General features: G+C 67.5%; 9 protein-coding genes. 7 read left to right on the top strand and 2 right to left on the bottom strand.

Annotated elements, in window-relative coordinates:
* Nucleotides 1-21 precede the first annotated feature (21 nt).
* The 5 genes from ACODS0_RS06500 (at nucleotide 22) to ACODS0_RS06520 (ending at nucleotide 8680) form a co-directional block, all read left to right on the top strand.
* Nucleotides 22-1086: a ligase-associated DNA damage response exonuclease gene (locus ACODS0_RS06500; RefSeq protein WP_488833704.1), complete on the top strand. Its 1065-nt coding sequence runs from the start codon at nucleotides 22-24 to the stop codon at nucleotides 1084-1086.
* A complete protein-coding gene (locus ACODS0_RS06505; protein WP_488833706.1) occupies nucleotides 1083-2780 on the top strand; it encodes an ATP-dependent DNA ligase in 1698 nt (565 codons plus the stop codon). The genes ACODS0_RS06500 and ACODS0_RS06505 overlap by 4 nt, the downstream gene beginning before the upstream one ends.
* Entirely contained in the window at nucleotides 2777-5491 is a 2715-nt protein-coding gene (locus ACODS0_RS06510) for a ligase-associated DNA damage response DEXH box helicase (protein WP_488833708.1), read from the top strand. The genes ACODS0_RS06505 and ACODS0_RS06510 overlap by 4 nt, the downstream gene beginning before the upstream one ends.
* Before the next feature lie 5 nt (nucleotides 5492-5496).
* A complete protein-coding gene (pdeM, locus tag ACODS0_RS06515; RefSeq protein WP_488833710.1) occupies nucleotides 5497-6201 on the top strand; it encodes a ligase-associated DNA damage response endonuclease PdeM in 705 nt (234 codons plus the stop codon).
* A gap of 244 nt (nucleotides 6202-6445) precedes the next feature.
* Complete coding sequence (locus ACODS0_RS06520; protein ID WP_055395789.1) at nucleotides 6446-8680, top strand: NADP-dependent isocitrate dehydrogenase; 2235 nt, start codon at nucleotides 6446-6448, stop codon at nucleotides 8678-8680.
* A 193-nt stretch (nucleotides 8681-8873) separates the two neighbouring features.
* On the opposite strand, the gene ACODS0_RS06525 is transcribed toward ACODS0_RS06520, so the two are convergent.
* Nucleotides 8874-10169 carry a hypothetical protein gene (locus ACODS0_RS06525; RefSeq protein ID WP_488833712.1) on the bottom strand — a complete coding sequence of 432 codons (1296 nt, stop codon included), beginning with the start codon at nucleotides 10167-10169 and terminating at the stop codon, nucleotides 8874-8876.
* A 260-nt stretch (nucleotides 10170-10429) separates the two neighbouring features.
* Here ACODS0_RS06525 and ACODS0_RS06530 point away from each other — a divergent pair, with 260 nt between their 5' ends.
* Nucleotides 10430-11389 (top strand): LysR family transcriptional regulator, encoded by a 960-nt coding sequence (locus ACODS0_RS06530; RefSeq protein ID WP_488833714.1) that lies wholly within the window; start codon nucleotides 10430-10432, stop codon nucleotides 11387-11389.
* A 71-nt stretch (nucleotides 11390-11460) separates the two neighbouring features.
* On the opposite strand, the gene ggt is transcribed toward ACODS0_RS06530, so the two are convergent.
* Nucleotides 11461-13338: a gamma-glutamyltransferase gene (gene ggt / locus ACODS0_RS06535; RefSeq protein ID WP_121421796.1), complete on the bottom strand. Its 1878-nt coding sequence runs from the start codon at nucleotides 13336-13338 to the stop codon at nucleotides 11461-11463.
* A 235-nt stretch (nucleotides 13339-13573) separates the two neighbouring features.
* Between ggt and ACODS0_RS06540 the strand changes: the two genes are divergently transcribed.
* Nucleotides 13574-14035, top strand: a complete 462-nt coding sequence (locus ACODS0_RS06540) for an Lrp/AsnC family transcriptional regulator (protein WP_055395804.1) — start codon at nucleotides 13574-13576, stop codon at nucleotides 14033-14035.
* Nucleotides 14036-14063: the final 28 nt, after the last annotated feature.

Raw genomic sequence — 14063 nt, forward strand, 5'->3', positions numbered from 1 at the left:
GCCGCCTACGATGTCCTGACCATGCAAGCAAGCGACCTGATCGTCCACCGCCCCGAAGGCCTGTACTGCCCGTCCGGCGACTTCTACATCGACCCCTGGCGGCCGGTGGAGCGGGCTGTGATCACGCACGCCCATTCAGACCACGCACGCATGGGCTCGGCCCACTACCTGGCGCATACCGACAGCGCGGGCACGCTACGCAACCGGCTGGGTGCGCACATCACGCTGCAGACGCTGGCCTACGGCGAGGTCATCGACCACCATGGCATGCGCGTTTCGCTGCACCCGGCCGGGCACGTGCTGGGCTCGGCCCAGGTGCGCGTCGAACATGGCGGCCAGGTGTGGGTGGCCTCGGGCGACTACAAGCTCGAAGACGACGGCACCTGCACGCCGTTCGAACCCGTGCGCTGCCACACCTTCATCACCGAATCGACCTTTGGCCTGCCGATCTACCGCTGGCCCTCGCAGCCCACGCTGTTTGCCGACATTAATGCCTGGTGGGCGGCGAACGCAGCGGCGGGCAAGGCCAGCGTGCTGTATGCCTATGCCTTCGGCAAAGCGCAGCGGCTGCTGCATGGGGTGGACGCCAGCATCGGGCCCATCGTGGTGCATGGCGCGGTGGAGCCGCTCAACGCCGTGTACCGCGCGGCGGGAGTGGACCTGCCGCCCACGCTGCGCGTGACGGACCCGGGCCTCACCAAGGCCGACCTGAAACGCGCGCTGGTGCTGGCGCCGCCCTCGGCCGCTGGCACCCCTTGGCTCAAGCGCTTTGGTGATTTTTCTGACGCGTTTGCCAGCGGCTGGATGCTGGTGCGCGGCGCACGCCGACGCCGGGGCGTGGACCGGGGCTTTGTGATGAGTGACCACGCCGACTGGCCCAGCTTGCAAAAAGCCATTTGCGCCACGGGCGCGGAGCGCGTCATCGTGACGCACGGCAGCACGGCCGTGATGGTGCGCTGGCTGCGCGAGCAGGGGCTGCACGCCCAGGTGTTCGCCACCGAATACGGCGCCGATGACAACGAGGACGATGCAGGGGAGGCGCCTGAGGTGACAGGTAGCACACCCACACCTGAGGCAGCCGCATGAAGGCCTTTGCCCAGCTGTTCCAGGCGCTCGACGCCACCACCGCGCAGTCGGCCAAACTCGCGGCACTGGTGGCTTACCTGCGCGTGGCACCGCCCGCCGATGCAGCCTGGGCCACGTACTTTCTCGCAGGCGGCAAACCCCGCCAGATGGTGCCCACCAAGCGCCTGAAAGCGCTGGCACAAGAGGCTGCGGGCCTGCCCGAGTGGCTGTTTGAAGAAAGCTACCAGGCCGTGGGCGACCTGGCCGAAACGTTGGCGCTGCTGCTACCCCCGCCTGCCCAGCCCACCGAACTGACACTGGCCGAATGGATGGCCCAGCTGCTGCCCCTGCGCACCCTGCCGCCCGATGAGGCCGATACCCGTCTGCGCACGCAATGGGACATGCTGGCACCTGAGCAGCGCTTTGTGTACTTCAAGCTCATCACCGGCAACTTCCGCGTGGGGGTGTCGCGCCTGCAGGTGACGCAGGCGCTGGCCACGGTGAGCGCGCTGGACCCCAAGCGCATCGCCCACCGGCTGATGGGCTACACGCAGATCGGCCGGCAGCCCCAGGCCAGCGACTACCAGGCGCTGATCGCGCCGGTGGACGACGATGCCAGTACGCAGGATGCTGCCGATGCAGGCCAGCCCTACCCCTTCTTTTTGGCCCACCCGTTCAACCAGCCCGTGGCCGACATGCCCGCACTGCTGGGCACGCCCGGCGACTGGCTGGTGGAATGGAAGTGGGACGGCATCCGTGCGCAGATCGTGCGGCGTGCGGGCGCGGTGTGGATCTGGTCGCGCGGGGAGGAGCTGGTGACCGACCGCTTCCCCGAACTGGCCGAGGCCGCGATGGCGCAGCTGCCCGATGGCACGGTGGCCGATGGCGAGATTCTGGTGTGGCTGCCCGATGAGCCCCAGCCCCGCCCCTTTGCCGACCTGCAAAAGCGCCTGGGTCGCAAGACGCTGACCCCCAAGCTGCTGCGCGAGCTGCCTGTGGCGCTGGTGGCCTACGACCTGCTCGAACACGCCGGGCAGGACCTGCGCCAAGAGCCGCAGCAGGCCCGCCGCGCGCGGCTGGAGGCCACGATGCAGCAACCCGATGACACCACCATCGCTCCCCCGCCCCACAAGGCCCTGCGCCTCAGCGAGTTGCTGCATGGCGCCGACTGGCAAGACCTGGCACGCCAGCGCGAGGCCGCGCGCAGCATGGGCACCGAGGGCTTCATGCTCAAGCACCGCAGCGCGCAGTACGGCGTGGGCCGCACCAAGGATGTGGGCGTGTGGTGGAAGTGGAAGATCGACCCCATGAGCGTGGACGCGGTGCTCATCTACGCCCAGCGCGGCCACGGCCGCCGCGCAAGCCTCTACACCGACTACACCTTTGCCGTATGGACCGGGCCGCAGGACGACCCGGAGCGGCAACTGGTGCCCTTTGCCAAGGCCTATTCGGGCCTGACGGATGCCGAGATTGCACAGGTGGACGCCATCATCCGCAAGACCACGCGCGAGAGCTTTGGGCCCGTGCGCAGCGTGGACGCGACGCTGGTGTTTGAGCTGGGCTTCGAAGGCATTGCGCGCAGCCCGCGCCACAAGAGCGGCATTGCCGTGCGCTTTCCGCGCATGCTGCGCTGGCGGCAAGACAAGCCCGTGGCAGAGGCCGATACCTTGCAAACGCTGATGGCACTGCTGCCGGGGCAGGACGCGGCCGCATGAGCACGACGCGCCGCCCGCGCAAGCCCCTGCCCCCGGTGGCACCGAGTGCCGCAGCCGCCTGGATGGCGGCGCGCGGGTGGCAGCCCTTCGGCTTCCAGCAAGACGTGTGGCGCGCGATGGGCGAGGGCCGCTCGGGCCTGCTGCACGCCACCACGGGCGCGGGCAAGACCTATGCGGTGTGGCTGGGCGCGCTGCAGCATCTGGCGCGGGCCGATGCAGCACCAGCGCCCGAAGAAGCCCCCAACGCCCGCACCGCACTGCGCACGCGCCGCGCTGCGGCACCACCCCTCTCCGTGCTGTGGATCACGCCCATGCGCGCATTGGCTGCTGATTCGCTGCGCGCCCTGCAGGCACCGCTGCCCGATCTGGCCCCCACCTGGACCAGCGGCCTGCGCACGGGCGACACGGCCAGCGGCGAGCGCGCTGCGCAAGACCGCCGTCTGCCCACGCTGCTGGTGACCACACCCGAAAGCGTGTCGCTGCTGCTGGCCCGCGCCGATGCGCGTGAGCGCCTGGCCAGCGTGCGCCTGGTGGTGGTGGACGAATGGCACGAACTGGTGGGCAACAAGCGCGGCGTGCAGGTGCAACTGGCGCTGGCGCGCCTGTCGGGCTGGAACCCGGCGCTGCAGGTGTGGGGCATGTCGGCCACGCTGGGCAACCTGGAGGAGGCTCTGCACACCTTGCTGCCGCAGCCCGTGCCGGACACGCCGCAGCCACCGCCCGCCGTGCTGGTGCAAGGCCGCATCGACAAGCGGCTGGAGGTGCAGGTGATGCTGCCCGCGCGTGCCGACCGCTTTGCATGGGCGGGCCACATGGGGCTGAGCCTGCTGCCGCAGGTGGTGCAGTCGATCGAAGCGGCAGCGTCCACCTTGGTGTTCACCAACACCCGGTCTCAGGCGGAGCGCTGGTACCAGGCGCTGCTGGAGGCACGGCCCGACTGGGCCGGCACCATCGCACTGCACCATGGGTCGCTGGGGCATGAGGTGCGCGACTGGGTGGAGCGAGGCCTGAAGGCCGGGCAGCTCAAGGCCGTGGTGTGCACATCGAGCCTGGACCTGGGCGTGGACTTTTTGCCGGTGGAGCAGGTGCTGCAAATCGGTTCGGCCAAGGGCGTGGCGCGGCTGGTGCAGCGTGCAGGCCGCTCGGGCCATGCGCCGGGGCGCAGCTCCAGCATCACGCTGGTGCCGACGCACAGCCTGGAGCTGGTGGAGGCTGCCGCCGCACGCCACGCGCTGGCGCAGGGCCGCATTGAAGACCGGCACACGCCGCGTGCCCCGCTTGACGTGCTGGTGCAGCACCTGGTCACCGTGGCGCTGGGCGGCGGCTTTGTGCCCGATGCGCTGCTGGCCGAAGTGCGGCGCGCACCGGCCTATGCTGCATTGGCCGACAACGACTGGCAGTGGGCGCTGCAGTTCGTGCGCCAGGGCGGCGCATCGCTGGCCACCTACCCGGACTTTCACCGCGTGGTGCCCGACGACGAGGGTATCTGGCGCGTGCCCGATGCGCGCCTGGCGCGCCGCCACCGCAGCAACATCGGCACCATCGTGAGCGATGCCAGCATGCAGGTGCAGTTTGTGAGCGGCGGGCGCCTGGGCTCGGTCGAAGAGAGCTTCATTGCCCGGCTGCGCAAGGGTGATGTGTTCATGTTTGCAGGCCGCCTGCTGGAGCTGGTGCGCACCCAGCAGATGACAGCCTATGTGCGCATCGCCCCCAGGGGCAGCGCTGCGCTGCCGCGCTGGAGCGGCGGGCGCATGCCGCTGTCGAACACGCTGGCCGATGCGATGCTGGAACAGCTGGCGCAAGCCGAGCGCGGCCAGTTCACCACGCCCGAGATGCGCTGCGCCCAGCCGCTGCTGGAGCTGCAGCAGGCCTGGTCGGCCCTGCCCACACCCAGCCGCCTGGTGGCCGAGACCCTGCACACGCGCGAGGGCTGGCACCTGTACCTGTACCCACTGGCGGGCCGCCTGGTGCACCTGGGCCTGGCCGGGCTGCTGGGCTGGCGCGCGTCGCAGCAGGTGCCCAACACCTTCTCCATCGCGGTCAATGACTACGGGCTGGAGCTGCTGTCGGCCAAGCCCGTGGACTGGCCCGCGCTGCTGCCGCGCCTGATTGGCGAAGGCACACACACCACCATCGGTAGCGGGCTCGAAGATGAAGTGATGGCCAGCCTGAACGCCACCGAAATGGCGCGCAGGCGCTTTCGCGAGATCGCGCGCATTGCGGGCCTGATCTTCCAGAGCCACCCGGGCGAGCAGCGCAGCAGCCGCCAGCTGCAGGCCTCGTCGTCGCTGTACTACGACGTGTTTGCGCAGTACGACCCGGGCAACCTGCTGCTGGCCCAGGCGCGCGCCGAGCTGCTGGCGAACGAGCTGGACATGGAGCGACTGGCCCGCACGCTGCGCGGCATGCAGGCGCAGTCCCTGTCCATCCACGCGCTGGAGCGCCCCACCCCGTTTGCCCTGCCGCTGATGGTGGAGCGCTTTCGCGAGCGCCTGAGCACCGAGACCCTGGCCGACCGGCTGGCGCGCATGGTGCAGGCGCTGGAGCAGGCGGCCGACGACACCACGGGTACGCACCTTGCGCAGCACCCTGTGCAATCCACGAACATGGCGTGGGACCTCCCTGAAGGCTCCGCGACCTCGGCACGGCGCACGCGCCGAGACCCGGCCGGGGACAGCCCTCGTCGCGCCCGCAGACGCCAGGGATTCTGAGCACCATGACCTCGCTGGCCCCCCCCACGCACACCATCGGTGCGCACGCCATCACCCTGCCCTGCGGCACCGCGCTGCAGCTGCTGCCCCAGCGCGCCCTGTGGTGGCCCGCTGCCCGCATGGTGCTGGTGGCGGATGTGCATTTCGGCAAGGCAGCCACCTTCCGCCGCGCGGGCCAGCCGGTGCCGCATGGCACCACGGCCGACAACCTGGCGCGGCTGGATGCGGTGCTCGCTGCCACCGGCGCCGACCACCTGGTGTTTCTGGGCGACTTTCTGCACGCACGCAGCGGCGCGGCCGATGCGCTGTGGCAGCAGTTGCTGCCCTGGCGCCAGCGCCATGCCCGTGTGGCGATGACCCTGGTGCGCGGCAACCACGACCTGCATGCGGGCGACCCACCGGCCACGCTGGCTCTGGCGCTGGTCAACGAGCCCTGGTTGCCTTGGGCCGACGCGCCGGTGCTTGCCTGCCACCACCCGCAGGCCGTTGCTGGCCACACGGTGATTGCCGGGCACCTGCACCCCACGCTGCGGCTGCGCGGCCCGGCGCGGGATGCGCTGCGGGCGCCTTGCTTTGGGTGGGGCGATGGACAGTTGATCCTGCCCGCCTTCGGGGCCTTCACCGGTACGGCACCCGACACCCTGCCGGGGCACCGGGCGCTGTTTGCCGTCCTCCCTGGCCGCGTGGTGGCCGTTCCAGGGGGCCTTTGATAGGGTGTACAGGGGGTGGCGCGCAGCCGTCAACGCGGTCAAACTGCATAGCGCCGCAGGGTGATTACCACCTATTTGGTGAAAAAAAGTGCCCCGGGCTTATGATAATTTTGCATTGTGAGATTCGATTGCAAAAACAGCGGGCTGTGACAGCCCCGAGCAAGGAGAATCAGAGAGCATCCGCGTTTGGCCCCGCTGCGACGCAGCCGGGGGCACCTACCTACTCTGTTTCGTGAGACAAGCCATGACGACCCAGCAACCGACCATCATCTACACCCTGACCGACGAAGCACCCCGTCTGGCCACGGCCTCCTTCCTGCCCATCGTCCGCACGTTCGCGGCGCCCGCAGGCATCAATGTGACGGAGAGCGACATCTCCGTGGCCGCCCGCGTGCTGGGCGAGTTTCCCGAGTTTTTGAAGGAAGACCAGCGCGCTCCCAACACCCTGGCCGAGCTGGGCAAGAAAACGCTGCAGCCCGACGCCAACATCATCAAGCTGCCCAACATCAGTGCGTCCGTCTCGCAGCTCAAGGCCGCCATCGCCGAGCTGCAGGCCAAGGGCTACGCCCTGCCCGACTACCCGGACCAGCCCAAGGACGACAAGGAAAAAGAGATCAAGGCCCGCTACGGCAAGTGCATCGGCTCGGCCGTGAACCCCGTGCTGCGCGAAGGCAACTCTGACCGCCGCGCGCCCAAGGCCGTGAAGGAATACGCACGCAAGAACCCGCACAGCATGGCCGAGTGGAGCCAGGCATCGCGCTCGCATGTTTCGCACATGCACGCTGGCGACTTCTACCACGGCGAAAAGTCCATGACGCTGGACCGCGCCCGTGACGTGAAGATGGAGCTGATCACCAAGAGCGGCAAGGCCATCATCCTCAAGCCCAAGGTCAGCCTGCTCGACCGCGAAGTGATCGACAGCATGTTCATGAGCAAGAAGGCGCTGCTGGAGTTCTACGAAAAGGAAATCGAAGACGCGCGCAAGACCGGCGTGATGTTCTCGCTGCACGTGAAGGCCACGATGATGAAGGTGTCGCACCCCATCGTGTTCGGCCACTGCGTGAAGATCTTCTACAAGGATGCGTTCGAGAAACACGCCAAGACCTTTGAAGAACTCGGCGTGAACGTGAACAACGGCATGGTCGACCTGTACACCAAGATCGAGACGCTGCCACAAAGCCAGCGCGACGAGATCAAGCGCGACCTGCACGCCTGCCACGAGCACCGCCCCGAGCTGGCCATGGTGGATTCGGCCAAGGGCATCACCAACTTCCACTCGCCCAACGACATCATCGTGGACGCCTCCATGCCCGCGATGATCCGCAACGGCGGCAAAATGTGGGACGCCAACGGCCGCCTGAAGGATGTGAAGGCCGTGATGCCTGAATCGACCTTCGCCCGCATCTACCAGGAGATCATCAACTTCTGCAAGTGGCACGGCGCGTTCGACCCCAAGACCATGGGCACCGTGCCCAACGTGGGCCTGATGGCCCAGCAGGCCGAGGAATACGGCAGCCACGACAAGACCTTCGAGATCGCTGAAGACGGCGTGGCCAACATCACCGACCTGGCCACCGGCGAAGTGCTGCTGAGCCAGAACGTGGAAGCTGGCGACATCTGGCGCATGTGCCAGGTCAAGGACGCCGCGATCCGCGACTGGGTGAAGCTGGCCGTCAACCGCGCCCGCAACTCCGGCATGCCCGTGGTGTTCTGGCTCGACTCGTACCGCCCGCACGAAAAGGAACTCATCACCAAGGTGAAGATGTACCTGCACGAGCACAACACCGTCGGCCTCGATATCCAGATCATGAGCCAGGTGCGTGCGATGCGCTACACGCTGGAGCGCGTGATCCGTGGCCTGGACACCATCAGCGCCACCGGCAACATCCTGCGCGACTACCTCACCGACCTGTTCCCCATCATGGAACTGGGCACCTCGGCCAAGATGCTGTCCATCGTGCCGCTGATGGCCGGTGGCGGCATGTACGAAACGGGCGCGGGCGGCTCGGCTCCGAAGCACGTGCAGCAGCTGGTGGAAGAAAACCACCTGCGCTGGGATTCGCTGGGTGAGTTCCTGGCGCTGGCCGTGTCGCTGGAAGACCTGGGCCTGAAGACCGGCAACGGCAAGGCCAAGGTGCTGGCCCAGACGCTGGACGCTGCCACGGGCAAGCTGCTGGACAACAACAAGAACCCAAGCCCCAAGACCGGCCAGCTGGACAACCGTGGCAGCCAGTTCTACCTGGCGCTGTACTGGGCGCAGGAACTGGCCGCACAGACCGAAGACGCCGAGCTGGCCGCCAAGTTTGCGCCCCTGGCCAAGCAGTTGACCGACAACGAGCAGACCATCGTGGCCGAGCTGGCGGCCGTGCAGGGCGCACCTGCCGACATCGGCGGCTACTACCTGCCCGACGTGGCCAAGCTGGACGCCGTGATGCGCCCGAGCGCCACGCTGAACAAGGCGCTTGCCTCCGTCAAGTAAGCAGAGGCGGCGGGGCGGCCCCGGCCGGGGCTGCACCCGGTGCGACAAGACAGGTGCTCTGACTGTGATTTTTTGGCGATATTGGCACCTGGCGCTTATCTAGCAAGCGCAATCAGCTATAAATTTTGTAGCGTCTTGACACAAGGCCCCGCTGTTTCAGCGGGGCCTTTGTTTTTTTGCGCTGGCGGCTGGTTTACGGCCGCTCGCGCTCAGCCACCCGGCTTGCCAGCGGCGCAGGCACATAGCCGGGCAGGAAGGCGCAGCCCTTGCCAAATGGGGTCTCCATGCCTGCGCACTGCCGCGCAATGCCCTCGGGCGTGGGCTTGTCGCCCGTGTCCACCCAGCGCAGCAGCGCCGCCAAAAGCGTGGGGTAGGTCGGGTCGCTCAGGTAGCTGTGGGTGTTGTGCTGGGTGAAGGTCTGCACCAAGCGCGCGCCGCTGCCCGCCTTGTCCATCGTGGTCTTGAACTGCGCGTCCAGCTCGACAAAGGCCGTGGGGTCGTCCACGCCTTTCACGGTGAGCACGGGCACGGGGATCTGGCCCGTCGGGTCCGTGTCTGCGGCAAAACGCGCCACGGCCTGCGGGTCGGCGCGGTAGCGCAGCACACCCGCATTGAGCGCCGCATCGTCCGGCGAGCCCTTGTAGATCGCCCCCACATTGCCAAACGGACTCGCGCCCCCAGTGCGGTGCTGCACCACGTCGCGGTAATGGAAGGTCGCCCAGTTCATGTGGCCCGGGATGGAGCTGGCCGGGATGCGGAGCACATCGACGAGGGTCTGCACCTTGCGCTGCTGCTCGGGCGTGCGCTCGGCCACGGGCTTGTTCAGCGCCAGGCATTCGTTGATGCGCGCCGCCAGGTCAGCCTGGGTCATTGCGGCATCGCGCGGCAGGCCGGTGTTCAGCGGGTACTGCGCCTCGGTGGGCCGCGGGTGGTTGTTGCAGAGGTACTGGTAGACCACGCGCAGGTCGGTGCGGAAGTCGTACGAGCGCGTGCCGCCCGCAAGCACGCCGCTGGTCAGCAGCACGGCGTCGTAGGGGCGTTTTCCATCGGCCGTGCGCTGGAACATCTCGGCCCCTTTGGCCGCCACACTGGCGCCCCACGACTGGCCGTGCAAAACGGTGCGCTGCGGCTTGGCCACATGCTGCACAAAGATCTGGCGCAGGCGCTCGGTGTCCTCGGCAGCGGCACGCACTTCCACCCCGCCCTGGCGGAAGGTGCTGCCCGCCCAGGCATACCCCGCGCGGACCATGATGGACCAACGCTCCAGGTCTTCCACCGCACGCTCGGCCTTGGGCGCGCCCAGCGTGGGCCCGCCGTGCGCGTGCAGCACCAGGTGGCCGTTCCACTTCTGCGGAATGGCGATGAGGTAGTAGGCCCCGGCCGAGTCCCGGCCCGCCAGGCAGCGGGCGATGGCAGCCACATCCTTGGGGCAGGCCGCCGCCAAGGGCGCTGCCTCGGCTGTGGTGGCAGGCGGGGGGGGGGTGGCCATGGGTGCGCAGGCCGCCATCGCCAGGCAGGCCAGGCCCGCGAGGGCCCAGCGGGGCCCTCGGGGCAAAAGAGGCAAAAGGGGTGGCAGGGAATGGGGCTGCAGTGCAGTCATGGCGGGGGTGTCTCCTGAAAAGTTCTTGGGGTGCGAGCCGGATGCCGCTGCATCGTAGAAACCGGCTTCCAATACGTCAAATAGGCAAAAATGGCCCTGGCGATACGATTCGCATATGACTACCCTCCCAGCCACCCGCAGGCACTGACATGGACATCCGCCAGTTGCGCTACTTTCTGGCCGTGGCCGAGGCCGGGCACATGACCCGTGCGGCCGAGCTGCTGGGCATGGCCCAGCCGCCGCTGAGCCAACAAATCAAGGCCCTGGAAAACACGGTGGGCCTGGTGCTGTTCAAGCGCCACGCCAAGGGCGTCACCCTGACCGAGGCCGGGCATGCCCTCCAGGCCGATGCCGCCCGACTGGTGCATGACTTCGACGCACTGCAAAGCCGCATGCAGCTGCTGGCCGAGGGCAAGACCGGGCGGCTCGTGATCGCCTTCACCAGCTCGGCCGCCGCCCATGAATTCACCCCGTTTGCCTTGCGGGAGTGCCGCGCCCGCCACCCCGGCCTGGTGCTGGAGATTGGCGAGAACAACGCCGCCGAGATCACCGAGGCCGTGGCCGATGGCCGCCTGCACTGCGGCCTGCTGCGCGTACCCGTGGCGCGGCCTGCGGGCCTGGTGTTCGATACGCTGCAGCACGAGCCCGCCATGGTGGCCCTGCCCATCGACCACCCACTGGCACAACGCCAGCGGCGCGGCAAGCCGCTGCCCATCCAGATTGCCGACCTGGAGGGCGAGCCCATGATCCTGGTGCGCCGCCCGGGCGCGCCCGGCCTGTATGCCAACCTGCTGGCGCTGTGTGCCGAGCAGGGCGTGCGCCCCCGTGTGGTGGCCGAGGTGGCGCGCATGCTGACCAACCTCAACCTGGTGGCTGCGGGCACGGGCATTTCCGTGGTGCCTTCATCGATGCTGGGCGTGCACCGCCACGCCATTGCCTACCGGCCGTTGGTGGATGGCGGGCGGCTGGATGTGCCCCTGACGCTGGTCTATCGCGCCGAGGACAACGTGGGCCCTACAGCGACCTTCACCCGCTTGCTCCAGACGCTGGCGGGCGAAAAGCATCCGGCGGTCACCACGGAGCACCCCCAAAAAAAGGCTGCCCGGTAGTCCACCCGGCAGCCTTCATCAGTATCAGCGCAGCCCCTGCTCTGGAGCCGCCACCGATCACATTGCGCAGCTCAGTTGTTGCCCAGCGCAATCCCCTCCCGGCGGGGATCGGCGCCGCCGGCATAGGTGCCCGCACCTGGGTTGCGCGACAGCAGGCCCGCATTGCCGTTGGACCGCACACCGTTGAACACCGCTCCATGCAGGCCGCTGGTGAAGGAGTCGGTCTGCGCCACGGTGTGGCCACGCGCCTTGAGTCCGTCGCGGATGGCAGCGGTGTCGATGAGCGAGCCCTTTTCGATGGACGTGGTGGCGTTGGTCTGCGCACCGAAGTTCGGCAGGTTGATGGCCTGCTGGACGTTCAGACCCCAGTCCGTCATGCCCAGGATGGTCTTGGCGGTGTACTGGATGATGGCACTGCCTCCTGGCGAGCCGACCACACCTTCGAGGTCGCCCGTGGCGGCGTTGAAGATGATGGTGGGTGCCATGGAACTGCGGGGGCGCTTACCGGCCTGCACGCTGTTGGCAATGGGGTTGCCTGCCGCGTCGGTGGCCGTGAACGAGAAGTCGGTGAGCTGGTTGTTCAGCAAGAAGCCGCGCACCATCTGCAGGCTGCCGAAGCCGTTCTCGATGGTGGTCGTCATGGACACGGCGTTGCCTGCGTTGTCGATGATGGACATGTGCGTGGTCGATGGCAGGGCCAGTGAGCTGTCCTTGCCCGTGGCGCCCGTGACACCAGGCGGGATGCCGGCCACCGGCACGCCCATGCTCTTTTGCAGGCTGATGAGCTTGGCGCGCTCCTTGAGGTAGTCGGCATTGATCAGCCCGGCCTGGGGCACGTTGACGAAGTCAGGGTCGGCCACATACAGCGCGCGGTCAGCATAGGCCAGGCGGTAGGCCTCGGACACCACGTGCACGGAGTCGAGCGTGTTGGGCTTCATGGCCGCCAGGTCAAAGCCCTGCAGCAGGCCCAGCGTCTGCAGCACCGCGATGCCGCCGGAGCTGGGCGCGGGCATGCCACACACGCGGTACTGCACACGGTAGACGCCGCACACGGGCTCGCGCACCTTGTGGGTGTAATCACTCAGGTCATCGAGCGCGAGCTTGCCGGGGTTGGTGGGATGGCTGACCACCTTGGCCACGATGTCCTTGGCGATGTCCCCCTTGTAGAACGCATCGGCACCGCCCGCTGCAATGGCCTTGAGCGTGGCTGCAAATTCAGGGTTCTTGAGCAGCGTGCCAGCCGCCTTTGCCGTGCCGTCGGCGTTGAGGAAATAGCTGGATCCGGGCTCACCCTGGGCCTTGATGCGCGCGGCCGATCCGGCAATGGACACACTCATGCGCTGCGAGATCGCAAAGCCGTCTTCGCTGAGCTTGATGGCGGGCTCGAACAGGTCCTTCCAGGGCAGCTTGCCGTGGGCCTTGTGCGCGGCTTCGAGCATGCGCAGCACGCCCGGCGTGCCCACCGACAGGCCGCCGTCCACCGCCGCCAGAAAGGCCAGCGGCTTGCCATCGGCGCCGATGAAGAGGTTGGGCGTGGCGGCCTTGGGCGCGGTCTCGCGGCCGTCGTAGGCCAGCAGCTTGTTGGCGCCCTTGTCGTAGTGCAGCATGAAGGCGCCACCGCCAATGCCCGACGACTGCGGCTCCACTAGGTTCAGCACCATCTGCACCGCAATGGCGGCATCTGTGGCCGTGCCGCCCTTGGCCAGGATGTCGACACCTGCCTTTACCGCCAGCGGGTTGGCCGCCGCCACCATGTCCTTGTTGGCATAGCTGATGGTTTTGGGCGTGTAGCCCGAGGGCGGCTCGGGCGGCACGTACTGCTCGGCGGGCTCAGGCGTGGCCACCGGGGTGGTGGGGCCGTCACTGCCGCCACAGGCGGCCAGCACGGCCAATGCGGCAATGCTCAGTCCCAGGGCGTAGGGGTTGCGTCGAAAAACAGAAAGCGACATGGATGAGATCCTTGAAAAAAGGGCGACGGGAGGGGCCAGGAACGGCGTGCCATGGGGAGACAGCGCACCACGCACCGGGTGGATGCACGGTGCGAAATTACGGGGACTTGACGCAGATTCCGTGCCAACGATGCCTTGACAGTATGTAACGACAGCCCTGAAAAAACTTTGCTTTTATGCCCTGATTAACGCCCAATAAGGGAAACGATTTCTCACATATCCCTTGAAACAGAATCTGGATTCCATTGACCGCCAGCTGCTGGCGATGCTGCAACACAACGCCGAGACGCCGCTGGCCGAGCTGGCCGAGGCCGTGCACCTGTCCAACACGCCCTGCTGGCGGCGCATTCAGTGGTTGCGCGAGAAGGGCTACATCACCCGCCATGTCGCCCTGGTGGACCCGCGCAAGGTGAATGTGGGTGTGACGGTGTTCGTGGCCGTGAAGACCAACCAGCACCACCAGCAATGGTTTGACACCCTGCGGGATGCCGTGATGGGCATCCCTGAGATCGTCGAGTTCTACCGCATGAGCGGGGATGTGGACTACCTGTTGCGCGTGGTGGTGCCCGACATCCGCGCCTACGATTCGGTCTACAAGCGGCTCACGCAGGCCGTGGCGCTGTCAGACGTGAGTTCGAGCTTTGCGATGGAAGAAATCAAGTTCACCACGGCGCTGCCGCTGAACTATGCGCAGTAGCGGCCACCGAGGTGACCGTCTGCGCACA

This window comes from Acidovorax sp. FG60, from assembly GCF_057808995.1.